The organism is Brevibacillus brevis (assembly GCF_022026395.1).
Classification (GTDB): Bacteria; Bacillota; Bacilli; order Brevibacillales; family Brevibacillaceae; genus Brevibacillus.
This window is the reverse complement of the sequence record NZ_CP041767.1, coordinates 851,427-877,500: the sequence shown is the minus strand read 5'-3', so window position 1 is coordinate 877,500 and position 26,074 is coordinate 851,427. Positions and strand designations below refer to the sequence as shown.

23 protein-coding genes (1 of these 23 running past the window's edge) are annotated in these 26,074 nt (G+C 48.6%); 7 read left to right on the top strand and 16 right to left on the bottom strand.

Annotation, left to right across the window (positions count from 1 at the left end; all coding sequences use genetic code 11):
- The 4 genes from FO446_RS04470 to FO446_RS04455 form a co-directional block, all read right to left on the bottom strand.
- Window positions 1–154, bottom strand: the beginning of a protein-coding gene (locus tag FO446_RS04470; RefSeq protein WP_221866887.1) for a M20 family metallopeptidase. 1,250 nt of this gene lie to the left of the window's left edge; only the first 154 of its 1,404 coding nucleotides appear in the window; it begins with the start codon at window positions 152–154; its stop codon lies off the left edge, out of view.
- 62 nt (window positions 155–216) lie between these two features.
- A complete protein-coding gene (locus tag FO446_RS04465) occupies window positions 217–1,476 on the bottom strand; it encodes an amidohydrolase (protein ID WP_173610507.1) in 1,260 nt (419 codons plus the stop codon).
- Between the two features lie 748 nt (window positions 1,477–2,224).
- On the bottom strand, window positions 2,225–3,529 hold the full coding sequence (locus FO446_RS04460) for a hypothetical protein (RefSeq protein ID WP_232773935.1): 1,305 nt from the start codon (window positions 3,527–3,529) through the stop codon (window positions 2,225–2,227).
- 164 nt (window positions 3,530–3,693) lie between these two features.
- A complete protein-coding gene (locus tag FO446_RS04455; RefSeq protein ID WP_173610509.1) occupies window positions 3,694–4,257 on the bottom strand; it encodes a hypothetical protein in 564 nt (187 codons plus the stop codon).
- Window positions 4,258–4,480: 223 nt separating this feature from the next.
- Here FO446_RS04455 and FO446_RS04450 point away from each other — a divergent pair, with 223 nt between their 5' ends.
- Entirely contained in the window at window positions 4,481–6,112 is a 1,632-nt protein-coding gene (locus FO446_RS04450; protein WP_173610510.1) for a peptide ABC transporter substrate-binding protein, read from the top strand.
- Window positions 6,113–6,468: 356 nt separating this feature from the next.
- Here FO446_RS04450 and FO446_RS04445 read toward each other — a convergent pair whose 3' ends face one another.
- The 3 genes from FO446_RS04445 to FO446_RS04435 form a co-directional block, all read right to left on the bottom strand.
- Window positions 6,469–7,854 carry an L-cystine transporter gene (locus tag FO446_RS04445; protein ID WP_173610511.1) on the bottom strand — a complete coding sequence of 462 codons (1,386 nt, stop codon included), beginning with the start codon at window positions 7,852–7,854 and terminating at the stop codon, window positions 6,469–6,471.
- A gap of 707 nt (window positions 7,855–8,561) precedes the next feature.
- Entirely contained in the window at window positions 8,562–8,810 is a 249-nt protein-coding gene (locus FO446_RS04440; protein WP_056490663.1) for a hypothetical protein, read from the bottom strand.
- A 108-nt stretch (window positions 8,811–8,918) separates the two neighbouring features.
- Window positions 8,919–9,716, bottom strand: a complete 798-nt coding sequence (locus FO446_RS04435) for a carbon-nitrogen hydrolase family protein (RefSeq protein ID WP_221866883.1) — start codon at window positions 9,714–9,716, stop codon at window positions 8,919–8,921.
- Window positions 9,717–9,885: 169 nt separating this feature from the next.
- Here FO446_RS04435 and FO446_RS04430 point away from each other — a divergent pair, with 169 nt between their 5' ends.
- From FO446_RS04430 to FO446_RS04410, 5 genes are all read left to right on the top strand, one after another.
- Window positions 9,886–11,349, top strand: coding sequence for a sensor histidine kinase (locus tag FO446_RS04430; protein ID WP_237900001.1), 1,464 nt, complete (start codon window positions 9,886–9,888; stop codon window positions 11,347–11,349).
- 15 nt (window positions 11,350–11,364) lie between these two features.
- Window positions 11,365–12,060 carry a response regulator transcription factor gene (locus FO446_RS04425; RefSeq protein ID WP_237900000.1) on the top strand — a complete coding sequence of 232 codons (696 nt, stop codon included), beginning with the start codon at window positions 11,365–11,367 and terminating at the stop codon, window positions 12,058–12,060.
- Between the two features lie 230 nt (window positions 12,061–12,290).
- Window positions 12,291–13,760, top strand: coding sequence for an S-layer homology domain-containing protein (locus tag FO446_RS04420; protein ID WP_237899999.1), 1,470 nt, complete (start codon window positions 12,291–12,293; stop codon window positions 13,758–13,760).
- 139 nt (window positions 13,761–13,899) lie between these two features.
- On the top strand, window positions 13,900–14,565 hold the full coding sequence (locus FO446_RS04415) for an ankyrin repeat domain-containing protein (RefSeq protein ID WP_221866901.1): 666 nt from the start codon (window positions 13,900–13,902) through the stop codon (window positions 14,563–14,565).
- A 181-nt stretch (window positions 14,566–14,746) separates the two neighbouring features.
- Complete coding sequence (locus FO446_RS04410) at window positions 14,747–16,450, top strand: hypothetical protein (protein WP_237899998.1); 1,704 nt, start codon at window positions 14,747–14,749, stop codon at window positions 16,448–16,450.
- A 287-nt stretch (window positions 16,451–16,737) separates the two neighbouring features.
- Here FO446_RS04410 and speD read toward each other — a convergent pair whose 3' ends face one another.
- Window positions 16,738–17,547 (bottom strand): adenosylmethionine decarboxylase, encoded by an 810-nt coding sequence (speD, locus tag FO446_RS04405; RefSeq protein WP_173610517.1) that lies wholly within the window; start codon window positions 17,545–17,547, stop codon window positions 16,738–16,740.
- A gap of 205 nt (window positions 17,548–17,752) precedes the next feature.
- On the opposite strand from speD, the gene FO446_RS04400 reads away from it, so the two are divergent.
- Window positions 17,753–18,106 (top strand): DUF805 domain-containing protein, encoded by a 354-nt coding sequence (locus FO446_RS04400; protein WP_173610518.1) that lies wholly within the window; start codon window positions 17,753–17,755, stop codon window positions 18,104–18,106.
- A gap of 104 nt (window positions 18,107–18,210) precedes the next feature.
- Here the strand turns inward: FO446_RS04400 and FO446_RS04395 are convergent, their stop codons facing one another.
- From FO446_RS04395 to nikB, 8 genes are read right to left on the bottom strand one after another with little or no spacing between them, the layout of a single operon-like run.
- Window positions 18,211–19,083, bottom strand: coding sequence for a sugar phosphate isomerase/epimerase family protein (locus FO446_RS04395; RefSeq protein WP_237899997.1), 873 nt, complete (start codon window positions 19,081–19,083; stop codon window positions 18,211–18,213).
- A 46-nt stretch (window positions 19,084–19,129) separates the two neighbouring features.
- On the bottom strand, window positions 19,130–20,125 hold the full coding sequence (locus tag FO446_RS04390; RefSeq protein ID WP_221866878.1) for a Gfo/Idh/MocA family protein: 996 nt from the start codon (window positions 20,123–20,125) through the stop codon (window positions 19,130–19,132).
- Window positions 20,122–21,027, bottom strand: a complete 906-nt coding sequence (locus FO446_RS04385; protein ID WP_232773941.1) for a Gfo/Idh/MocA family protein — start codon at window positions 21,025–21,027, stop codon at window positions 20,122–20,124. The genes FO446_RS04390 and FO446_RS04385 overlap by 4 nt, the downstream gene beginning before the upstream one ends.
- Before the next feature lie 16 nt (window positions 21,028–21,043).
- On the bottom strand, window positions 21,044–22,246 hold the full coding sequence (locus FO446_RS04380; protein WP_173610522.1) for an ROK family transcriptional regulator: 1,203 nt from the start codon (window positions 22,244–22,246) through the stop codon (window positions 21,044–21,046).
- Between the two features lie 22 nt (window positions 22,247–22,268).
- The gene (locus FO446_RS04375; RefSeq protein WP_237899996.1) at window positions 22,269–23,231 is read right to left on the bottom strand and encodes an ABC transporter ATP-binding protein; all 963 of its coding nucleotides are present in this window, start codon (window positions 23,229–23,231) and stop codon (window positions 22,269–22,271) included.
- Window positions 23,224–24,216 (bottom strand): ABC transporter ATP-binding protein, encoded by a 993-nt coding sequence (locus FO446_RS04370; protein WP_173610524.1) that lies wholly within the window; start codon window positions 24,214–24,216, stop codon window positions 23,224–23,226. The genes FO446_RS04375 and FO446_RS04370 overlap by 8 nt, the downstream gene beginning before the upstream one ends.
- Window positions 24,217–24,234: 18 nt before the next feature.
- Window positions 24,235–25,125 carry an ABC transporter permease subunit gene (locus tag FO446_RS04365; RefSeq protein ID WP_173610525.1) on the bottom strand — a complete coding sequence of 297 codons (891 nt, stop codon included), beginning with the start codon at window positions 25,123–25,125 and terminating at the stop codon, window positions 24,235–24,237.
- A 19-nt stretch (window positions 25,126–25,144) separates the two neighbouring features.
- Window positions 25,145–26,068 carry a nickel ABC transporter permease gene (nikB, locus tag FO446_RS04360; RefSeq protein WP_237899994.1) on the bottom strand — a complete coding sequence of 308 codons (924 nt, stop codon included), beginning with the start codon at window positions 26,066–26,068 and terminating at the stop codon, window positions 25,145–25,147.
- Window positions 26,069–26,074: the final 6 nt, after the last annotated feature.

The following is a 26,074-nucleotide window of genomic DNA, read 5'->3' as shown; positions in this document are numbered from 1 at the left end:
CCTTGAAGCCCTCTCCTTCGAGTGTTTGAGCCAGCAGTTCAGCCGATTGGTACTCTTCAAAACGCGTCTCCGCAAAGTCCCAAATCTGGTCGCTCACCTTGATGAAGGCATCTCGTTTTTTCTCAATCATTACTGCAATTCGCTCGGTATGCATTCGCAAACATCCTCCTCTGACCTCGTTGTCCACATGCTTTTTCGCTCAGGTAGGAACGTTTTTTACGTCAGCAATCGTCTGGCAATTCGGTTCAAAAGCGCTACGCTGCGTGGCAAAATCTCTTCTTGTATATCGAACTTCGGATGGTGGTGAGGCGCCGGGATATCCGTACCGATTGCCATATACGTTCCTTTTCCGCCACGATCCTGAACGCGTTTAATCATAAAGCTGGCATCTTCACTGCCCATCGAGTTGTACTCGCCGTGCTTAAAGGAATGGAAGCCTTCTACTTGCCGGGCTTCTTCCAGTGCCAGTTCTGCCATCTCCACATCGTAGTTGATCGGGATTGCTCCCCCGACGACTTCGATCTTGTAATCGAGCTCATGCATAGCGGCACTATGCGCGATGATGTTGCGTACACGGTTTTCTACTTCTTCATTTACTTCTTCGGTAATGGAGCGAGTCTCTACAACCATCTTGGCATAGGCCGGAATGATGTTCGCTGCTGTTCCGCCTTCTAACACACCCACATTGATTCTCGTATCACCCGTGCTGAAGCGGGGAATCGCATGAATGTTCAACAGGGCAGTAGCCGCTCCGAGCAATGCATTTTTCCCTTGCTCTGGCGACGCACCAGCATGAGAAGAAACACCGTAGAAATGCGCCATCATTTTCGTGGTAGCCAAAAATCCATAGGAACCGCCGTGTACCTCACCCAGCGGTACATTGACACCCAAATGGTTGCAGAAAATATAATCAACATCGTCCAAATGACCTTTCTCCACGATTGCGTATGCACCGCGAACACCTTCTTCGGCTGGTTGAAAGATCAGTTTGAGTGTACCGGAAAAATCTCCTGCTGCAAGCGCTTCTGCCAGTCCCAAGCCAATCGTGGTATGACCGTCGTGAGCGCAGGCATGCATGTTGCCTTCATAGTGGGAGCGGAAGCCATTCGCTTGTGGAAAATGGTCTTGCTCCCTACTTTCCAATACAGGCAGTGCATCCATGTCAAAACGGAAAGCAACCGTTGGTCCAGGTGCCTTCCCTTTCTTTACACCGATCACTGCTGTATAGCCACCGCGCATTTTTTCAGCGATCGCCGGGTTTGCACCGTCACGCAAAGCTCTTTCATACGTTTCCTGGAGAACCGCCTCGGAGGGCAAGCCCCGACGGGAATCTCCATCGATTGCTTCTTGTCCGTATATGACCTCATAGCCGAGGGACGTCAAAATCTCTACTACCTTGGAAGCGGTACGGAACTCCGTAAAGCCCACCTCTGGATGTCTATGAAAATCTCTTCGCAACGAAACCAGATCCAACATCGTTCAATTCCTCCTGTTAACTCTGGAGCATGTCTTTTTCCATGCCCAGGTCCGATAGGCAAGCTGTAGAAATATGAGAAGACTGGCGAATGTAAACCCTTACAATATACGAATATTAAAAGACAATTTCGCTTAATTGAATTATATAGTTGGCTCGTTGCTTTTTCAATAGGAGTTGTTAGACTTCTTGAAAAATAGTGAACCTTCTAACCGGCTGGTGTGGTGGGGAGGAAACAGGAGAAAACGCTCAGATTCTAGGGCCACCCGCTGGGGGACTGACTGCCCGACTCCATGCAAAAAGTGAAACCGCGTCCAAAGTGGTCCAATCAGGATGTGTTTCAGAGGTGGACGCTTAAGAGCGTGTTTCGCTTTTTGCATTGCGTCTCGGTCGGTGTCCCTAAGATCTTCGCTTATTTCTCCTGTTTCCTCTACGAGCTTTCCCTGTTTCAACGGGCTTTTAGAGATTTAAAAGAATGAAGAAATATCATCAGTTACGACAGAGAAGAATATTTCCAGACGTAGCGACTTGTGGAGTCCTACCGAGCGGAGAAGGGGTTCGCGGGCAAAAGAAACGCAACGTGCTCGCGCTACGAAGCGGCTACCACTTTTGCGTTTCCCCGCGAATCCCTTCGGAGCGGACAGTCTCAGCCATCAGCAGGACGGAGCCTGGAGCCTAGTCTGGAAATATTCTTCTCTCCACTGCAGCCCATGACATGAAAAAACACCCGAAACCTCTCGTCGGGTGCTTTCATTTCTTTAACTGATAAAGCTTCTTCGGACGCCCACGCACAGCCTGCTGCTCTTCCCCGCTGAACTCGGCCAAATCCACTTCGCACAAGCTGCCCATGATCCGCTGGGCATTTCGTACCGTCATCGACAGTTGCGAAGCGATATCCGTCGTCGAAAACGACTTCCAGCCCATACGCTGAACCAGCGCACGCAGCTTGTGATACGATTTGACACTTACATTGGCCCGGTTTAGCTTCTCCAACAACTCGCGATCACTGGAGCGGAACGAATAGGCGAGCTCCTCTGTTTCTCCCACCGATTCCATCATGACGCCATTATCCTGTACGACGACAATGCCCGCCCCCGGTCGTTCTTTTGCATGCTGGATTGCTTTTCGCGCATTGTTTTCCGCAGAAAAAGCTGTATCCCCAAAGCCCACACCTACTGCAACCGGAACCTCTGCCTCCAAAGAGAGCTGTTCCACTGTTTGTCGGAGCATTTCAATTTCTCGTTGTATCGCACCACGCGAACTGAAAATCTGGTAGCGTCCGTTGCCATTTGCCAACAGGGAGCCGTCCAGCCGATCGCAGAGCGCAAGCAAAATTTGTCTGATCTTCAGCTCCAGATGCTGCAAGTAAAAGCGCGTGCTGGCCCGCTCAGGAATTTTGTCAAACTGTTCCAGCTCAATGATTTCTACCCCGATTTGTGTGTCCTTGAAATAGGAGCTTTTCACCTTTTCAATGACGATTTTCATCGCCTGACGAATCTCCATTTTCGTCATCAGGACACGATAGACAGGAATACCTTCCTCGCGCAGCGCATGTTCAACCACAGAAAACGTAGTGAATGCTCCTTGTGTCTTGCCTTCACGCCACAGCGATATATGAAACTGCGTGATCGCATCGAGGTCAAAATGCTCGTCGTACGTAGTAACGTAAATCTCCTCGTCCGGTATGTCCAGCTCCGACATCGACTCTCGCAAATGTGTCCCCTCCGACTCAATCATATCGATGGAAACACGGTTCACGGCTGTATTTTGGTCAATCGACATCTGAATGAAGCAGCGATACAAATTCGAACCGTTCGGCGGGCAATAGACGATATTGGCATCCGGGGTGAGCACGTTTTTGGCGATGGTAAACGGAACCGGCCCTGAGAAAAACCATCCGTTTAACTCTGGATGATGCTCCCGGACGATTTTGCTCACTTCACGTACGTCTTCATAACGAAAGGGGACAAATTCGATTTCATGCTCAAATTCATTGGCGACCGCCAGTATCCGCTCCACCGAAGGAAGCGGTCCTACAACACCGATTCTATACATAAGGGCGTTATCTCCTACCTGTTCTTGATCGACACCTTTTCCTCATTCATATCATGTACGCTTCTCTTTGTCCATCGAATGCCAAATGCGTTACTGAACGAAAAAAAGAACTGATGGCAATATACCCCTTAACCATCAGTTCGAACTTTATTTGAATAGGACTACTAGCGATTCAAGTTTTTAATGTACATGCCAGCAGCCACTTGTCCCTCGTAAACCCATCCTGGCGGAACAGGTGAATATTTGCTTACTAATAATACGGTTCCATAAGGAGCGCCAACGACATTCATGATCGTTTTGCTATCATAATTTTCTCGCGATACAACCCATCCAGTTGGAACGGGGGAGAACTTAGTCACATTAAAATCCGTGCGATAAGATGCTCCTATTACATATTTGATCACACGACCAGCTACTTCATCTCGTAAAACTACCCATCCTGCTGGAACGGGAGAATATTTGCTAACTCTTAATTCTGTACCATATGGAGCACCTGCTGTATTTTTAATTAGCTTGGAACCTAGGTCTTCACGAATGACGACCCAACCTGCTGGAACAGCAGCGGACTTACGAATCCATTCCTCATCCGAGCTCCATTTGGCAGAAACTAATGAATGTTCTTTCTGCTCACCAACACTAAATGGTGTGTTTGCGGCTTGAATCGGAGACGTTAACACTGCAGAAAATACGGCTACACCTAATGCTGAAAAAACCATTTTCTTAAACATAGTGATTCCCACCTCTCCTATCATTAATATATACCAAAATATACCATAACTTTAAAAACGAGTAAATTTTTAAGAAAAATCAATTAATTCCATTCCACTATTTCTATCTATCAATAATCTAAGTAAATATTTTTTATCGAGAAACTAAAAAAATTTCTTTGCTATCGAAACCCTCAGCAAATATTCTGAATATACGTTTTCTATCATTTTAAGGGGGGTATTTATGAAAAAGGGACTGGCAATTGCAACCTGTCTTACCTTGCTTTTCGGGGTACTAGCGGGGTGCTCGAACTCTTCCGCACCTGCTGAACCCACTGGCTCCACTACACCTGCAGAAGCGACAAAAACAGAGCCCATGGTGTTAAAATGGAGCATTAACAGCGAGCCTCCTTCGATGGACCCTGGGATCGCCGTCGACGCGGATTCGTTTGACATGATTTACGCTGCCTTTGAAGGTTTGACCAGCTATGACCTGAATGGACAACTCGTCAATGCTACGGCTGAGAGCTTCACCAACTCGCCGGATTACATGAACTACACCTTCAAAATTCGCAAGGACGCCAAATGGAGCAACGGAGATCCTGTCACCGCCCATGATTTCGTCTATGCGATCAAGCGCAATCTCGATCCGAAAACAGCGTCCGAGTACGCCTATCAGCTTTACTACATTAAAGGAGGAGAGGAGTACAATACGGGGAAAGGCAAAGCAGAGGATGTAGGCGTCAAAGCTGTAGATGACTACACCGTCGAATTTAACCTAAAGGCCCCGACTCCGTTTTTCCGTGAACTAACCTTCTTCCCGACCCTCTTCCCGTTGCATCAAAAAACGCTGGAAGGAAACCCGAAATGGGCGAATGAAGCGAAAACCATCGTGGGAAATGGTCCCTTCATCATGGACACGTGGGAGCACAAAAGCAGAATCGTCTTTACGAAAAACCCGAACTACTGGGACAAAGACAACGTCAAGCTCGACCGGATTGAAATCGCTATGATCGAGGACAACAATACAGCGTTCTCGATGTTCGAAAATGGCGACATCGACTGGGGCGGCTATCCTGCCTCAACTCTTCCGACCGACGCAATCCCTACACTCAAAGATGCTGGCAAGCTGATGGTCGCGGATAATCCGGGCACGCAATCCGTTGTTTTTAATACAAACAAACCACCTTTCAATAACAAAAAAATTCGCCAAGCCTTCGCGTATGCCATCAACCGTCAGGAAATCATCGACAATATTTTGCAGACGGGTGTTCCAGCCGCCTATGGTTGGGTACCGACTTCCATGGGATTAAAGCCAGACGGCTACTTTAAAGAAGATCAGGCGAAAGCAAAAGCATTACTGGAAGAAGGTATGAAGGAGCTCGGACTCTCGACCTTCCCGACTGTTACCTACACCTTTGACACAAATGATACCAACAAAAAACTGGCAGAAGCCCTGCAAGATCAGTGGAAAAAGGCACTCGGTGTCAACGTGAAGCTGTACACGGCGGAGCTGAAGGTGTACCGGGACATGAGATCGCAAGCGAACTTTGACATGATCCGCTTCCAATGGGGCGCAGACTTCAATGACCCGATCAACTTCCTGGAGATGTTCCGTGATAAAACGGGCGGAAACAACCACCCGGATTGGGAAAATGCCAAGTTTAAAGAGCTGATCGATAAGAGTTACAACGAGCCTGATCTGGACGCGCGCAAAAAAATTCTGCTCGAAGCTGAGACGATTCTTATGGAAGAAATGCCGCTGGCTCCAATCAACTTCCGTGGAAGCCCTTATGTGAAAAACGACAAGGTGAAGGATTTCATCATCTTCCCGCTGGGCGGCGCTTACTTTAAGTACACCTCGGTTAATCCGTAGGGAATGAAAACATCTTTGGTTTGTGCGAACATAGTGGTGGGGAAGAGAAAAACGGGCTTCCTCCGTTCGTGGCACGCCAACAAGGAAGCGGAGATGTCCGTCTCCACTCCAAAAAGCGGTACGTCGACCAAAAGCCACCCGATGGGCGGAAGCTTCTCAGCGAAGAGGTTGGTCGAAAAGCGTGTACCACTTTTTTCCGTTCCGACTGGGTAGGCCCGCCAAGGCCTCCAGTCGCTCCGTTTTTCTCTTCCTCTCCGTAGCCTTTGTATACACGAGTTAGTTTCTTGAAACCACATAAATCAAAACAAAACAGGCTGTACCTGTCGCAAGAGACGGTACAGCCTGTTTTATTACAATTACACAGTCAGCGTTTTTTGGTCGGTTCCGTGGTAAGCATTGGTATCCAGCTCTTTTGTCACTCTGCTCGTCAAGAGACCGGACGTCATGCTGCCGCTTACGTTTAGTGCTGTGCGGCCCATGTCAATCAACGGCTCAACGGAGATGAGCAGACCGACAATGGCAATTGGCAAATTCATCGTGGACAAGACGAGCAGTGCTGCAAAGGTCGCCCCGCCACCTACGCCTGCAACCCCGAAGGAGCTGAGCGCCACAACTGCGATCAGTGTCAGGATGAACGATGGTGTCAACGGATCAATTCCTGCGACAGGTGCTACCATGACAGCCAACATGGCTGGATACGTACCGGCGCAGCCGTTTTGTCCGATGGAGAGTCCAAAGGAGCCTGCGAAGTTGGCAATTCCCTCAGGAACCCCCATGCTTTGCTGCGTTTTTACATTCAGTGGCAACGCGCCCGCGCTCGTACGCGAAGTGAAGGCGAACGTCAGGACAGGGAATGCTTTTTTCACGTAGGTGATTGGATTCAATCCTGCAAACGTCAACAGCAGCAAATGAACGATAAACATGATGATCAGCGCCACATACGATGCGACAACGAACTTGCCCAGCTGCCAGATGGCATTGTAATCGCTGGTAGCTGCGACTCTGATCATGATTGCCAGTACACCATATGGCGTCAGGCGCAAGATCAATGTCACGATACGCATAGTGATCGTATGGAATGCATCGACGATTTTCGCAAACAATTCAGCTTGCTCCGGATTTTTGCGCTTTACCCCTAAATATGCTACACCGATAATCGCGGAGAAAATCACAACAGCAATTGTAGAAGTCGCCCGGTCTCCAGTCAGGTCGAGGAAAGGATTGGCTGGAAGCAGTTCCAGGATTTTCGCCGGCATGCTCAAGTTCTCGATATCACCCAAGCGCTGCTCCACCTGTTCGATCCGAGCAGATTCCGCATCCCCTTGCTGGAATTGTGCCCCGTCGAGATTAAATGCCAAGGTAGTCGAAATCCCGATCGCTGCCGCGACAGCAGTCGTCCCTACCAAAAGTCCGATAATCAGCGTACTGATTTTCCCAATGTTATTGGTTAGTTTCATTTTGGTAAAAGCCGATAAAATAGAGATGAATACTAGTGGCATTACGATCATTTGAAGCAGTTTCACATAGCCTTTACCTACAATGTTGTACCATTCGATAGTGGATTTGAGTACATCCGATTTGGCTCCGTATACGTATTGCAAAATGAGTCCAAATAAAATCCCGAGTCCGAGACCGACAAATACCCGCTTGGAAAAAGAAATATGCTTCTTTTGCATGGCATACAATCCAGCAATGAATAAGAGCAATAAAACAATGTTTACGATGATCAATAACGTCGACATATATTCCCCTCCCTTTCGTTTTATGTACCTCTCATTATTGTATTCGGTATAGATATAGTTATATTACCAACAATCCCTACTGGTCAAGTAAGAATTGTTTTTATATTATTCCAAACTGTCTTACAGAGGTACATAATGTCCGGCTGCAGTGGTGGGGAGGAAACAGAAGAAAACGCTCTGATTCTAGGGCCACCCCCTGCGGGATTGACTGCACGACTCCATGCAAAAAGCGAAACCGCGTCCAAAGTGGTCTCTTTCTCGAAGTTATTTCAGAGGTGGACGTTTAAGAGCGTGTTTCGCTTTTTGCATTGCGTCTCGGTCGGCGTCCCTAAGATCTTCGCTTATTTCCCCTGTTTCCTCTGCGAGCTATCCTTTCTAAACGAGTTTTTAATGCTTTAAAAGATGGAAGAATACACTCTCGTTACGCCAGAGAAGAATATTTCCAGACGTAGTGACTTGTGGAGTCCTACCGAGCGGAGAAGGGATTCGCGGGCAAAAGAAACGCAACTTGCTCGCGCTACGAAGCGGCTACCACTTTTTGCGTTTCCCCGCGAATCCATTCGGAGCGGGCAGTCTTAACCCTCAGCAGGACGGAGCCTGGAGCCTAGACTGGAAATATTCTTCTCTCCACTACAGCTCCGCATAAAAAACCAGGAACCGCCCATTTGGACGATCCCTGGTTCGTTAGTAATACGAAATTGTTTCGCTTATTTTAATTGCTTCACCACCAAACACCACAACCAAGTGATGACGACCGCACCAATGGCTCCGGCAATGACGTTGAAGCCTGCCCACATCCACAGCCAATCACCCAGTACCAAATCGCCCAGCCAGCTACCCAAAAGAGCAGCAATGAGCGAAGCCCACCAGCCTGATCCTGCCGCTTTTCCTGTACAGATCAAGCTCATTGCCCACCAAACGACCACACCGACGACAGCCCATACGAACCAGAACATTCGTACACACTCCCTCTCTCATGATGGTGACGCTTACATAAGGGCCAAAATAATGACTGATTATCTGTTACCATCATATTGAACAAAAGAGAAAGTGTGCATAGGCATTTAATTGGTATACAGTTCCGCTCGGCGGTTGGCTACGCTTGGCAATTTGCCCCGTACTCGCTCAATCCGACTTACATCCAGTTCTGCGATCAATAACGTTTCTTCTTCCCCTGCACTCGCTATCACGACACCCATCGGATCGACGAACATGCTGCGTCCGGCAAAAATATTTCCGACCTGGTCAGCCGCACATACGAACATTGTGTTTTCAATGGCACGCGCACGAACCAGCGTCTCCCAGTGATCCTCTTTCATCGCTCCCGCTACCCAGCCTGCTGGCACAAACAAAATATCGGCACCCTGGAGCGCAAACTGTCTCGCGATTTCCGGGAAGCGCACCTCGTAGCATACCATCAGCCCGATTTTGCCGAATTCCGTTTCCACCACTTGATACGGATTATCCCCAGGCGCGATGAAGTCCGATTCTGTGTAGGAAAAGGCATCGTATAAATGTGTCTTGCGGTACGCATGCAGCAGCTGTCCATCACGTCCTAGAAAAACAGTCGTATTGTAGGCACGATTTTCATCACCCTCGATGGATTCGAACACACCACAAACCACATAAACTCCGTGCTCGGAAGCGAGCTCTGCCAAGCCGGACACAAATGGACCATCCAGCTTTTCCGCTACCTCCGCTGGGGTTACTCCCGACTTTGGCGTGGCAGGTGCGCTGTACATTTCAGGCAAGATTACAAAATCTGCCCCTGCTGCCTTTGCTTTGGCAATGTAATCGGCTGCTTTTTGCAAATTTTGCGTCTTATCCATCGTCGCTGTCAGTTGTGCAATGGCTACTTTCACGAATATCCCCGTCCTTCCCATTCATACAAAGCTCTCGTTTTCTTACTTGCTAGTATAACTGATTTTGACAGAGTTCCAAGTAAATCTGCTTTACCAACTGGACGTCTTGTATATAATGGACTTGTCATCTTGCGTATAAATTTTCACCCTATTGAAAGCAGGTGAGTCCATGTCCATCCGTATCAAGCTGCTGCTCTCTTACACAGGGATGCTAGTCATCAGCTTGCTGACGTTTTTTGTAGCCGCCAGCCTGTTTACGATTGCGGCGACAGGCGATTTCAACAGCTTTCGCGATTTTTATAAAGTGCATTATCAGCTAAATCCGCTGACAGAACAAGAAGAGAATATTTTCCTTGAATTGAAATATCTCGCCAAGATTGAGCCGGATCAGTTGCAAAATCAGGAGCTGCTTGCCGATTACGATTTCAAGCTCAAAACGGTACGGGCCGGCCTATATGTCCGCAGAGAGAGCAATCAAGTCTTTACCTCTCCAACCATCAATCAGCCCGAGCTGGAAAACAGCTTGCCGCCCTATGACTTGAACAACAACCAGATTCGCAACACGTTCAACATCGGCGAAAGATTTTATGCGTATGCCAAGTTTGACTTCAAGTTTTCAGATGGCGCAAAAGGCAGTGTCTTTGTGATCCGCGAACGCAGTCCATTTGGTGAGGTTATCCGCAAACTGCTGCCGATGCTCGTGTTCCTCCTCCTCGGCGTCATTGTCATCGCAAACGTCCTGTTGTACCGCTGGATTACTCGTAGCGTCGTAAAACCGCTCGATTTACTGCGCAATTCGGCTGAGAACATCAAGGAAGGCAATCTGGACTTTGAGCTCCATCTGTACACGAAAGACGAGATTGGACAACTGAACGAAGCTTTCGAAAACATGCGCAAACGATTGCAGGAATCGGTGCGACTGCGCCTTGCGGACGAAGAAAGCCGCAAAGAGTTGATTTCCAACATCTCGCATGATTTACGGACACCGATTACCAATATCAAAGGCTACATCGAGGGAATCCGTGATGGCGTAGCTGATACCCCGGAGAAAATGGACAAGTACGTCAATATCATTTACTCCAAGGCAGTAGACCTCGACTTGCTCGTCGATGAGCTGTTTCTCTACTCCAAGCTCGATCTGAAGCAAGTGCCCTTTACATTTGAACATGTAGATATCGTGCGGTTTTTGGATGACTGCATCGACGAGCTGCACTACGATCTGGAAAAGAAGGGCATCACGATTCAGTGGAATCAACGAGCAGCAGAAGGCACCCTGGTCATCGCCGATCTGGAAAAAATCAAGCGCACAGTCTTAAACATCATTGGCAACTCACAAAAATACATGGATAAACCTGAAAAAATCATCTGCGTCTCGGTTCAAGCAGACGCTGATTGGGCCACCATTGAAATAAAAGACAACGGCACCGGTATTCCGCAGGAAGCCATTCCTCACCTGTTCGAACGATTTTATCGAGTGGAGCAATCCCGTAATTCTTCCACGGGCGGTAGTGGTCTCGGACTGTCCATCGCGCGCCAGATAGTCGAGGGTCACGGCGGCAGAATCTGGGTGGAGAGCAAGCAAGGTGTAGGTACCAGCCTGTTCTTTACGTTAAAACGTACCCACAAACAATAGGAGGTGCACATTCCCATGTCTTCACGCATCCTCATCATTGAAGATGAGACGACCATCGCTCAACTGGAGCGGGATTATTTTGAACTGAACGGCTTTCAGGTCGATTTATGCCACTCCGGCAGCGAAGGCTTGCCGCTTGCCATCAATGGCGACTACAGTTTGATCATCGTTGATTTGCAGCTTCCGGGCATGGACGGCTTCGAATTGTGCAGCCAGATCAGACAAGTCAAGGAAGTGCCGATCCTGATCGTCTCCGCCAAAAAAGAAGAGATCGATAAAATCCGCGCCTTTAATCTCGGTGCCGATGACTATATTACAAAGCCGTTTAGTCCCAGCGAATTAGTAGCCAGAGCCAAAGCCCATCTGACAAGATACGAGCGTTTGACAGCCCGACAAATCCAACCAACGAACGCAGAAATTCACATTCGCGGTCTCGTCATCGACAAAGTATCGCGGAGAGTCTATGTACGCAATCAGGAAGTTATATTCACGACAAGAGAATTCAATCTGCTTGAATTTCTAGCGACTCACCCGAATCGGGTTTTTAACAAAAATGAACTGTTCGAACGAATCTGGGGCATGGATTCCAGCGGAGATATCGCGACCGTTACGGTGCATATTCGCAAGCTGCGGGAAAAAATCGAAGTCGATCCATCCAATCCGCAGTACATAGAGACTGTCTGGGGTGCCGGTTACCGATTTACTGTCTAAGCGTAAACGTGTATACCATAATCATCACAAAAACCTTCAGTGAAAACGAGGACGGATTTTCCGCTCTACGTCAAAGCTGGAGGATTTTTTTCGATAAAGGTCAGTTTATCTTTTTTTAAGAACCTTTTTAGATTCTATTAATCTCTTGTTTCTTGGCAGTTTAGGTCTCTCGACTATCCTACAGGTAGTCAAGCAACACCCATTCAACCAATCTAAAGGAGGACCAACTAATGAAAAAGTTTTCCAATAAAATCGCGATCATGATGCTCGCAACTGTTATGGGCACAGCATCCCTTCCTTACGCTGCATTAAACGTACAAGCGGCTTCCACTCCCCTGAATGCACAAGAAATTCAACAAGCCGTTACTGAACTCTCCAAGCTGAAAGTCATGCAAGGCAGTAACATTCACAATCAAGTTACGCGTGCCGAGCTGGCAAAAATGGTCGCACACACCTTTGGCTTGCAAGGCGGCAAAACAGATAAATCCGTAACGTTTACGGATGTGAAAGCAAATGACTGGTTCTATAAATACGCGGTTGATCTGGTATCCCTCGATATCATGCAAGCAAAAGATGGCCAATTTGATCCACGCGGAACCGTAACAGATGCTGAATTCGTGCAAATCGTCGCAAAAGCGCTCAAACGTGATGTGAAGTCGGTTAACTACTGGGCGGAACGCTTCTTCTCCGCAGACAGCAACGTTACGCGCGGTGAAGCCGCTTATCTGTTGAATGTGGCTCGCCAGGCAATCCCTTCTGATAAAGCAACCATCACGAGCGTACAATCCTTGAACGAAATTACATTGATTGTGACTTTCGACGCTACGTTGACAGCAGAAAACGAAGCATTTGCCAAAGCAAAAGAAGACTTTGTCTTTAGCGATGGGCTGACACTGACCAATATGCCACGTCTGAAAACAGGTTCTACCAATACCTACATCGTGCCGACCTCGGTTCAAAAGCCAGGAACCACCTACACCCTGACATACAAAGGGAAAAAGGCGGGCACATTCGCAGGTAACGCAACCAAGATCGACATGACAGAAGTGCGACAAGTAACAAACGACACGTTTGAAGTCGAGTCCCTGCGAGCAAATGGTGTCATTGATTACGGATATGTCATCTCTGCCTACAGTGGAGGGCGCGGTGCAAATGCATTGGTGCTGGATCAAAACAACAGTGCAGACGGTAAAACGTATCAAATCATTTCTTCCATGCAAGCAAGACAAGTGATCATTACACCGGAAGGGGGACAACCAATCGTAGCGAAGTACGTGCCTTTCACACAATCAACAGACGGCAAGCAAGAAATTAAATTCCGTCTCCCAGAAGGCCAAGTCCTGACTCCAGGCGTTACGTACACCATTACGTCCGACTGGGCGAATATCGCAAATCCAACCTTCGTCGCAAAAGAAATCGCTCCGCTCGAAATTAGTGAAGCCAAAGCAGTTAATGAAACTTCTATCACCGTTTCCCTCACAGAGGACCCGGGTGACGAGCTGTTCTCCGGACGCAGCGTAGAACTCACTAGTGCAGACGGAGAAAAACTGCTGGCGACGTACAAATATTCCAGCCGCAAAGGTACAACAGGCGTGTTTGACATCCAGCAAGATGGTAAACTGAAAGCAGGTACCACATACACGGTAACACCTGTCGGCGATTGGGCTGGCAAATCTTCTGCCGAGCTGACAGTCGAGTAGTCTTTGTAAGTGTTCAAAAACTGACTTTATGAACTACCTCTTTTGTGTGATGCAGGTATCCAAATCAAAAGAAAGGTGTGGGCTCGCTGTGCTGTATGCAGGTCTTTTGACCGCCGTCATTATTCTGTCAGGGTGTGAAATGAATTGGAATACCATCCTGACGAGTGGCGAGCAGCAAGCAACCCGGGCGGTGAAAGTTGAAATGGATAAGCTGAATCAAGCCTTATTGACAGCAACCAGTCAAGGAGACAAAGCAGCGATTGAGAGGCTGCTTGCAGAAGGCGCGGATATTGACGCCACCGATAGTAGGGGCCGGACCTCTGCAATGATCGCGGTCCACTCCGGTCAACTAGACGTTTTCAACTTGTTGGTTGAACGCGGAGCCAACGTCAACATCCGAGACAACAACTTAGACAATCCCTTGCTCTTCGCTAGCGCAGCAGGCCAGCTCGCATTCGTAAAAGCCTCGATAGCAGCAGGTGCCGACACTACCATTACGAACCGTTTTGGCGGAACGGCCTTGATTCCTGCGGCTGATCGTGGACATGTCGAGATCGTCAAGGAACTGCTCACCACCTCCGATGTCAACATTGATCATGTCAACAGATTGGGCTGGACCGCTCTCTTGGAAGCAGTGATTTTGGGCGATGGTGGCAAGAAGCATCAGGAAATCGTTAAGCTGCTGATCGAGCACAATGCCAATGTCAATCTCGCTGATCACGATGGTGTGACGCCTCTGGGACATGCGAAGAAGCATGGCTACAAAGAAATGATCGAAATGCTCACGCAGGCTGGTGGAAAATAAGAACATCTATAATGGAAGAAACAAAGGATAGGATCGTCAGAACTCATCTGACCCCTATCCTTTTTCTTATTTCCTAGACCAAAAGCCCCTGCAAAACTCAAAACTTTTTCCATATTCAGGCGTCAATTACTAGTGGACTATTCCATTATACCTACACCATTTTGATAGGAGCCTGTTTTACATGACCGTCAGCTCGTATACATCGATTTTGGAAACGGACAAACGCATCCGAAAAGCTTCTCCTAACCTTGAAGCTAAGGTGGAGATGTACAAGCTCTTTCTTGCTTCTACAGACGCTATTGAAATCCATATGAGTAACCTGACGCATCCTTTGACTACCATCAGAATCTATGACATCCATCGAACAAAACTTGCAGAAGCTGAATATAGTCCGAACGCCCCCATCATCCTTCCGTTTTTTCCGGAGGAAGATGGCCTTTACTACGTGCAGCTGACGATTGGACCTGATCCGGACCCGCAGCACACCTACCAACTGCATGTGGATAAGTACAAACGCCTATCGGGAATCATCCATCAATCGGAGGAATTTTCCGCAGAAAATGGTCCGTACATGATCGGACCAGAGGATGCCATCATAGCTGCTGGGACCTCCATCAGCTTTGAAGCAGGTACATCCATCAACGTACGCTGCCAAAACAAGATCGTCGTCCAAAACGGGGCTTCTATTTCTTTTCGCGGGGAACCGGACAAACCTGTCGTCGTCATCGGCGCCATAGACGATACAACCCCGCACCGTTGGAATCAGCTCGTTTTATCTCCCTTGGCTGAGGCAACCTTCCAGCACATCATTGTGCAATACGACAACGATGAAGACGGCGTGGACTTCTTGACCTCAGCGGCCCCTTTCGTGGCAATCGCCTCATCCGTTGAGGAATTCGAGTCAACGGTTGCCAAAGCGAACTATGTGGAGCGGGCCGCAGTCATATCTCCCTCTTCTCGCCTGGACTTCATCAAAACTTGGTTCCAGCAGTCCAGCCCTTATCGTTTCCATATTTTTAGCGACCTCCTGCCTGAGCTTTATTTCGGCATTGATGTCGCCACCTTTGCGCGATGGGAAACGGATACGAAGCGGATTAACGAAGAACGTGTAGAAGCTGGCGAAATCAATTACTGGGATTTTGTTAACGGCAACTTCACTGCTGATTTGATAGAAGCGACGTATCTGTTTGCCAATAATGAGAGCAGCCCGGAGCTGCGGATCCAACGATTGATTGATTTTCTGATCATCGCGCAAAAATGGAGAAGAAAACACGGGTGCTTCAGCCTGTTTGACATTCTCGATCCGTTCCATGATCACGACGAGGAGTTTTACAAAACGTTTGAACAGATGTCGTCCGCCTTCTGGCTCGCGCACAATACGTCCATTATTCACTGGGATACTCTTTCACGAGAGCTCGGCATTTGGCAAAAAGAAAGTTTCTTCGAACGGCAATTCATCAACTCTGTCATGATTCGTCTGCACTTCGCAGCTGATCTGCCGTTCTCCCTTCCCGGGTACGGAAACAACATTCCACCCGTCGGCTTTCTCGGTATTTCCATTCACTTTGGCCCGTTCCGCTATCCAGAGGACTATCCGGCTCCCGAGCCTGAATTCGACGTCAATTACGGCGAACTCTCTACAGCTAGCTATGTGAAATTTATGTTCGAATCGTTGCTCAATGGCAAAACGAATCCCGTCTACACGTGGTGGATCCCTACACAAGCGGATAAGGAGCTGTTTCGAACCTTACAGGAAAAGGGGATTTCGCTGGATTCCCCTCCGGAAGATTGGGATCGCGAATTCGTGCAACCTGCTAGAAAAACGCTGGAAGAGATTCGGGCCTACTATCTTAATCCAACTCTTCGACAAGATAAAAGAACATAAACCTCCAACCGTTGAGGTCGGGAGAAGCAATGCCACATGACTTTCGAACAGCTGAAGATTATTTCGGGGAATTAAACCTTTTTGGCAGTTATGTCTGGGGGTCTTTTGAGGGAGATGATCTTTTCCAAGCGCCTCTGGAGCCCTACTTAGCGTAGGAATGAATGGCGGGGAATTTCGGAGCGGACAGTGAATCCCTTGCGGGGCGGAGGCCGAAGCGTAGACTGGAAATGTTCTTCCCCCCACTACAGCTACGAAAAAAGCCTCCTCAATCTGAGAAGGCTTCCTCCTTAATTCACAAAATTTTTCCCATAGTAAATCTCGTCCATCTCTATTTGCAATTGCTTCGCAATATCCTCCTGCTCCTCCGGTGTCAGCCTATCCTTCGTGTATCCAAACAAATAATTGTTCAGATCAAATTCCCTGCGTTTGCATTTGGTATGGAAAATATTATCCTGGTACACATTCACATCAATCATGTGGAACAAGTCCTTAATTTCCTCGGGAATATAATTTTGGATGGAACTGATGTCGTGATCGATAAACAGCTTGTATCCATGTATATCCCGGGTAAAACCCCGCACCTTGTAATCAATTGTCATCAGGTCTGTATCAAACGAACGAATTAAATAATTGAGTGCTTTGAGCGGAGAAATTTCGCCACAAGTCGACACGTCGATATCAGCCCGGAATGTACTGATGCCCTCTGTTGGATGGTACTCTGGGTACGTATGAACCGTAATATGGCTCTTGTCCAACTGTAGCACTACATTCTCAGGTAAAGGCCCGGGAGATTCCTCATAAGATTCATTAGGGACTTCTACGACCGGCCCCTCGGATACAAGAAAAGTGACGCTCGCGCCTTGAGGTACATAATCTTGTTGGGCGACATTCAGTACATGTGCGCCGATAATATCCGACACGTTTTTTAGGATATTCGTCAATCTCTCTGCATTGTATTGTTCATCTATGTATTCGATATACGCTTCCCGTTCCGCTTTTGTTTTGGTGTAGCAGATGTCGTACATGTTGAAGCTGAGTGACTTGGTCAAATTGTTGAAGCCATGCAGCGTAACGTTTTGTTCTGTTTTTTGTTCCAAGCGTCATTTCCCCCTGTAGTAGCATCCAAAACTCGTTTGGTCTTACTTTTTCCTCCATCTCGTTCATAAATACCCGCTACTTTTGTCCTATCAAAAATTGATTCAATAGCATCAGGGAAACTTAACAGAATATGGTTCTAATCCCCTTGGTTTAGTGATAAAATATCGAAGTGTGTCAAAATTTAGAAGAAAGGGGGAAATTATCATGCATTGGTATACAAGCGTATTGAAAAAATACGTCGCTTTTACAGGAAGAGCTAGACGTCAAGAATATTGGATGTTCACTTTGTTCAACATCATCGTATCTCTGGTAATTGCTCTCGTAGACTCATTAATTGGTACAGCATCTGTTTTGGGCATGATTTATTCACTAGCAGTATTACTGCCTAGTTTGGGCGTAACTGTTCGCCGATTGCACGATACAGGAAGAAGTGGTTGGTGGGTCCTTCTTGGATTAATTCCTTTTATCGGTGCTATTATTTTGATCGTATTCTTGTGCCAAGACAGCCAAGGAGACAACCAATACGGTGCGAATCCTAAAACTTCGCAATCCTTCTAATGTCTTCAACACCTCTCCTCATAAGGGAGAGGTGTTTTATTTTTTTGGCCCAAAGAAAAAACGGCAGTTCGGGGCTCCCCAAATGCCGTTTTTCCACTACCGTTTTACGCCTCGTCCCAAAAACGTCGCAGGTTGTCCATCCCGATCTTGGAACCTTCTCGACACTCCTCCATGCCTTCGAACTCAACCGTGATATAGCCATCATAGCCGGACTGCTTGACCAGCTTGACGACTTCGCGTATGTTGATGTCGCCTTGTCCGACTATCGCTCCACGCAGGAAGTTGCCATTCACGGTCTTGAACCATTTGCCAGCGCCTGGGTCATGGTAGGACGGACGGAAGTAGAAATCTTTAAAATGGACGAGCGAAGCATAAGGCAGATTTTTTTGCACACCAACCACCGAAGCTTCGTCCACGCACATGAAGTTTCCGATATCGAGCGTTGTTTTGAAATTCGGGCGATTGACCTCATGCAAGACACGCTGCACACGATCACTTGCCTGCACCAGCCAGCCGTGATTCTCGATTGTCGTCGTTATTCCGAATTGCGCGGCATAATCAGCGATTCGACAGCTGCCCTCAACCATCTCAGCCAAATGCTTTTCAAAGTATTCGATCGTCGTCTCCTCTACGGGAACAGTAAAAGCAGACACGTCGTGGCGCATATGCTTGATACCCATGCGGTGCAGCAGATCGACATGTGTTTTTACACGTGCGACTTCTGCTTCGAAGGCTTCTTCGTCTGGTTGAATAAAGTTGGTCGGCATCGAGTAGTTGGACAGCTCAATCCCTACCGCTTTTGCCTTATCCCGAACAGCGTCTGCCAATTCGTAGTTATCAACTAGTGTAAAACCGTACGGCACAATTTCCATGTGTTCACCGCCGTTATCCGCGATCCATTGCACGACATCCAGTACATCCATTTCCCCAGCTCGGATTGCTGTCAGTAGACTGTAAGTGCTCAATCCAATTTTCATCCGTTCCACCTCGTTTGATTTATTTGTATAGAAAGGCTACAGCTCATCATGATGAGAAATGCACCTTGTTGATAGTCACGGCTTGCTTGAGACGATGAGATTCATAGGCTGCCTTCACCACTTCTAGCGTCCGCAGTCCATCCTCTCCTGTAATAGACGGAGGTCGGCTTTCCATGACATTTTGCACAAAATCAGATATAAGCCGTTCATCCATATCCACAGCCCAAGGCAGATTTTGCAGCTTCGAATCGCGGTCATTGTAATAGAGCGCGTGTTGCTTGAAGACATCGATTTCCAACGTGCCTTTGGTGCCGACAATCCGCATCATCACATCTCCCCACGTCGGGAACGTCTTCGGCCTCGACCAGCTCGGATCGATTCCAACAATTACGCCAGACTCCATTTCCACAAAAACCAGTCCACAATCCTCTACCTCCAACTCGTAAAAACGTGTGTCCAGCTCAGCGTAGACGCTTTTTACTTCGTCCTGGAGCATCCATCGGACGAGGTCCATCAGATGGACGATGTGATCCGTCGCTGCCCCACCGCCAGACAGCTCCTTTTCAATGAACCAGCCACCTGGCATTTGTCCGTGGTTCGTGCCATCGATGGCGAGAATGTCTCCAAGAGCACCCGACTGAACGATCTGCTTGACACTTTCCATCACGGGTGCAAATCGGACAGGATAGGCAACCTGAAGCATGACACCTTCCTCTTTGCAAACCTGAATCATTTCGCGTGCATCCGCAATCTCAGTGGCAATTGGTTTTTCGCAGAGAATGTGCTTTTTCGCTCGCGCTGCCGCAATCACGTGCTCCTTGTGCTTGGCATTTTCCGAGCAAACAATGACCGCGTCGATACCGGATTGCAAAAAGGCATGCAGATCTTGATAAAAATTAAGCTGGTAGGCAGTGGCCACTTCCTCTCCACGGCGAGAATCATCATCCCAGACTGCTATCAGCTGCGCATCCGGGTGCTTCTGCAAATAAGTAGCGTAGCTATGGGCATGCATATGGGCGAAGCTGATAATTCCTACTTTCATCCTTCGCCACCTCCAAGCATGAGACTCACAGGTTGTCCCGTCCTGACCGATTCTCTCGCCGCCGAAGCGATATCGAGAGCCGCGAGCAGATCTCGAGAATGCAGACGTGGTACTTCCTGTTTCTGTACACAGCGAACGAAATGCTCCCGCTGTCGCTGCATCAGATCCATCCGTAGGAATGTTGTCGAAAGAAACTGCTCTCCCCGACTCCAGCGAATGGGGGTGCTTTCCCGGCTATCATGGGCAATCATACCTTGATCACCGGTAAGCTCAAAGGAACCATGTTCTGTCTCCTCGGCCCAAGATAGCTCTACATGCGCAATTGCCCCGCCTGCCATTCGAAGCATGACTAACGCATAATGGACGATCTGTCCTGACTCATTTATGTGCTTGACCTCTCGCGCCATCACTCGCTCAACCTCGCCGAACGTCCAGCGCAGCCAGTCGAATTCACCTATTCCAAGCGCTTGAAAAATGCATTTGTCGGCATTCCGGGATGATGGAGGAGCACCTCTTCGCAAGCGAATGACGCCTGCTTTGCCTACTGCCCCATTCTTTATTTGCTCCTGTGCTTGCTCGTATTCCGGAGCAAAACGCAGTGTATTGGCGAATTGCAGCACGATATCATACTGATCGCACAAACTGATTCCATCACGTCCTAGAGCAGTACCGTCTGCGCATAAAATATGCTTTCCCGCCTGGGCCGCAAGCGTCACCCATGGGTCAGCGCTGTCCGCAACCCAGCCAATATCCACGATATCCACTTTTGTTCCCTGCAAGATTTCGCGCAAAGAAGACAAGCTGTCGGCCACACCTACAATCTCTGCCTCTTTGATCCGAAGCCAAGCCTGCGATTCTTTGACGCTTGTTCCCGCTTCCCCTGCGACTACAACTTTTACCATGATCCCGCTCCCTCTCTTATAGCGAAAACTGAAAGGTATCCTGCAATAAAACAGCGGCAGCTCCTGCGACCTCTACATTTTCACCCAACGAATTCGGCCGAATCTCCAGTTCCTCCGTCAGGATTCCATGCGCATATTCCCCCACGTAGTCTTTTACTTTGGCGATCAACAGCTCATTTTCGAAGGCAATCTCACCGCCTAGAATAATGACCTCCGGATTGAACAAATGAATCAGATTAACCAACCCCGAAGCCAAATAAGAAGCGGTTTCCTCCAAAATGCTGATGGCAAGCGGGTCCTGCTCTGCCAACGCCTGACGAAACACCGCAGGAGTAATCCGGCCAACATCCTGCTCCACCAAATCAGAGATGCGGCTCGCTTTTCCTTTCGCAAGCGAGGAGACGAGCTTGGAGTAAATGGTTGGCCAGCTCACGTAATTTTCCAGACAGCCAACATTTCCGCAGTCGCACCGCACACCTGCCCGATCAATCGTGGTGTGACCGAACTCACCGGCCCCGCCTTTAAAGCCCCTGTAGATGGCACCGTTCATCAAAATACTGGCTCCCAATCCATCCCCAATTGTGACGTACAGCATGTTTTGATAATGACTGAAATCCCCGATGGTCTTCTCGGCTAGCAAGTACGCATTCGTGTCGTTATCCAGCCATGTTTTCAACTGGAACCTCCGCTCGATCATTTCTTTAACAGGAGAATTCTGCAAGCGGAGCTTCGTATTGTAGCGAATCACTCCATGAACCGAGTCCACGATACCTTGAGTGACGATCGAGATTCCCATACATGTCTCCAGACTCGCGGCTCCACGCAAAAATTGCTCAATAACCTCCAGCAAAAAAGCAAGGATACTCTCCCCTTGGTACGGCTTGATCGAGTGAACTTCCTTTCGTTTGACCGCGGCTTCCAGATTCATTTCGGCAATCGTAATCTTCGAGCCAGAGATCGAGATGCCTATCAGAAAACGGCTATCAGGAGAAAACTGGATCAATATCGGTTTGCGTCCGCCATTTGACTCCCCTGTTCCCACCTCGGATACGAACGCGTCACGAATCAACTCACTGACAGCTGAGGTCACGGTAGTAGGACTCAGTTTGTTCCGCTTCGCTATTTCACTCCGGGAAATGGGCCCGTAATGACGGATCGTATCGAATATGATGGAGCGATTCAGTTCCTGGATCAGCTTTAAATCACCCGTCCTACGCATGTAACCATCCCTTTTATTCAAGTCACAAATGGCAAGCGACAAAATGATCTCCGTCTGCCGCTTCCCTCAATGCTGGAGGTGTCGTCTTGCATATATCCATCACGAACGGACATCGTGTATGAAACAGACAACCTGACGGCGGATTCACCGGGCTCGGCACATCTCCCTGCAAAATGATCCTCTCCCGCTTCGCCCGTGGATCAGGAATCGGAACCGAAGAGAGCAGCGCTTTTGTATACGGATGCCGGGGATTGGCAAAAATTGTTTCCTTCGGGCCGGATTCTACGAGACTCCCCAAATACATCACGCCGATCTTGTCGCTAATATGCTCCACCACGCTCAAATCGTGGGAAATAAACAAATAGGTCAAATGAAATTCTTCCTGCAAATCTTTTAGCAAATTCAAGATTTGCGATTGAATCGACACATCGAGAGCAGAGACTGGCTCATCCGCGACGATTAGCTTCGGCTTCAAAATCAAGGCGCGAGCGATTCCGATGCGCTGCCGTTGCCCTCCGCTGAATTCATGGGCGAATTTCTCCGCATGATAGCTGGAGAGCCCGACGACCTCGAGCATTTCTGCGACAATCCGATCACGCTCTTGGGCAGACAGCTTCGTATGAATGAGAAGAGGCTCTGCTACCACATCGCGAATTTTCATCCGCGGATTCAGTGAGGCGTACGGGTCCTGAAAAACCATCTGTACCTGCTTGCGCACTTCCCGCAGCTTTGTTTCGTTCATCTTGGAGATTTCCTCGCCATTGATCCAAATCTTGCCCTCATCTGGCAACAAAAGCCGTGTAACCAAGCGCCCTGTCGTCGACTTGCCGCAGCCACTCTCTCCGACCAAACTGAACGTCTCGCCTTCCCTGATCTCGAACGAAACGTGATTCACTGCCTTTACGCTTTTTTTGCTGCTGAACAGACCGCTATCAATCGGGAACGTTTTTTTAATACCGTCTACCACGACCAGTGAGTTAGACATGAACATCCCTACCTTCCTCTTGATAGAGCCAGCAGCGGCAAGAACGTTCCTCTCCCACCGTCGTTATGGCGGGCTCCTTTTCCCAACAGACAGACATGACATCCCTGCAGCGCGGAGCGAATTTGCAGCCCTTCGGCATATTGTTTGGTGTCGGTACGTTGCCCGGAACCGAATCCAGCCGCACGCGCTTTTGCCCGATTTTGGGGACGGAGCCGATCAAGCCTTTTGTATACGGATGCTTGGGTTCGTCGAACAAGTCGTAAACAGATGCTTCCTCCACGACACGCCCTGCGTACATGACCACGACACGGTTGCACATCTCTGCCACGACGCCCAGATCATGCGTGATCAATAGCATCGACATATGCTCGTCAGCCTGAAGCTGCTTCATTACGTCGAGGATTTGTGCTTGAATCGTGACATCGAGTGCCGTCGTTGGCTCATCGGCAATCAACAGGTTAGGATTGCAGGACATCGCCATCGCAATCATAATGCGCTGCCGCATACCGCCTGAGAGCTGATGCGGATACTCACCCATGATTTCGCTCGGGCGCGGAATCCCCACCTTTGTCAGCATGCTCACTGCTTGTTCTCGCGCCTTTTGGTCGGAATAGCCGAGATGCAAACGAATGGCTTCCATTAATTGCTCTCCGATTTTCATCACCGGGTTGAGCGAGGTCATCGGCTCCTGAAAAATCATCGAGATTTCTTTTCCGCGAATACGGCGCATATCACTCTCCGAAATCGAGAGCAAATTCGTACCGTTGTAAACAATCTCGCCATTGGTAATCTCACCAGTAGTGTCCTTGAACAGGCGCATGATCGACAAGGAAGTCACGCTCTTGCCGCAGCCCGATTCGCCAACCAGTCCAAGCACCTCGCCTTTTTTTATATGAAAGCTGACATGGTCGAGGACGACTGTCTTCTGGTTGTCTCTCGTAAATTGCGTCTGCAGATGCTTTACTTCCATGATGTTCTCACTCATCTGCCCCATCTCCCTCGTTTAGTTCTTCGTTTTCGGGTCCAAAATATCGCGCAGGCCGTCCCCAACCAGGTTAAACGCCAGCACGGTCAAAAAGATCGCAATCCCTGGAATGATGACCACATGAGGAGAAGTGGCGAGATAGTCACGACCCATACTGAGCATCGCCCCCCAGTCGGGACTCTCGGGCGCGGCTCCCAGACCGAGAAAGCTGAGACTGGATGCTGCCAAGATCGAGGTACCGATTCGCATGGAAAAAAAGACGATCATACTGGAGACGGTCTCTGGAAAGATGTGACGAAACATAATTCGGCTGCTTTTTGCCCCCATGGACCGCGCCGCTTCTACAAACACCGCTTCCTTGGCAGCCAATGTATTGCCCCGGATCAAACGCGCAAACGATGGAATACTGAACACCGCTACCGCTACGACGACATTCGTTAATCCCGGACCGAGAATTGCAACGATGGCGATTGCCAGCAGCAAATCAGGAAAGGCGAACATGACGTCACTCCACCGCATGATGAGGCGATCCATCCACCCGCCGTAATATCCGCTAATCAAACCGAATACCGTTCCAACCACTGCACCGACCAGCACAGAAGAAAAGCTGACGCCAAGAGAGATTCCCGTTCCTACGATGATACGGCTCAAAATATCTCGACCGTATTCATCTGTCCCTGCCCAATGCTGCATGGAAGGAGTCTGCAACGTCACATCATAGTTCGGCTCGTACGGATCATAAGGCGCGATCCACGGGCCAAACAACGCGATGACAAACAAAAACAAGATAAAAAACCCCGCCCAGAAAGCTGTCTTTTGCTTCTTCCACTTCTTCCAAAACTCGCGGGCTCTTGATTTCTTTTTGTTGGAAACCGCTACGTTATGCCCGATTTCTTTTACTACCTCCATTTACGTCACCTCCTTGCCATTAGCTGTCATAACGGATTTTCGGATTCAGTGCCTTATACAAAATATCTACCAGCAGATTCACGAGAATGAACTCCAGTGAAAACAACAAGATGACTGCCTGTACGACCGGATAATCGCGAAAAGCAATGGAATCAATCAACAGACGCCCCATACCTGGAATGCTAAACACCGTCTCCACGACAACCGATCCGCCCAAGAGAAAGCCGAATTGCAATCCGGCGATGGTCACGACCGGAATCATCGAGTTTTTCAGGGCGTGCTTGCGAACGACTACAGATTCCTTCAACCCTTTTGCCCGACCTGTTCGAATAAAATCTTCCTTTAATGTTTCGAGCAGGGAGGAACGTGTAAAACGAGCCAGCATCGACATGATTCCAGCTCCCAAGGTTAACGAAGGAAGCACGTAGCTCTTCCAGCTCTCGACCCCACCTGTGGGAAACCAGCCCAACGTGACAGAAAAAACCTGTATGAGAATGAGCCCCAGCCAAAATCCAGGCAAGGAAATACCGGATATCGCCGTCAGCATTCCTACGTAATCCGGCCATTTATTGCGGAAAACAGCAGAGATCGTCCCAATCAGCAATCCGAGCACCAAGGCCCAACCCAGGCTCATAAGTGTCAACGTCATCGTTACGGAAAAACGGTTTTCAAACATATCACTAATAGGAAGCCCCGTCTTCAATGAGTGTCCCAAATTTCCTGTCAGCAGGTTTTGCATGTAATTGACGTACTGGGTAAGCAATGGCTTATCCAAGCCCAGCTCCTGACGCACCCGCTCGATCTCTTCCAAGGTCGCTTCTTTTCCCGCCGCCAAGCGAACAGGGTCACCCGGAACCAGATGGATAAAGAAGAAAATGAGCAACGACACAACAAAAATAATCGGGATGATCTCGATGAGTCTCTTCACGATATAACGGAACATGGTACG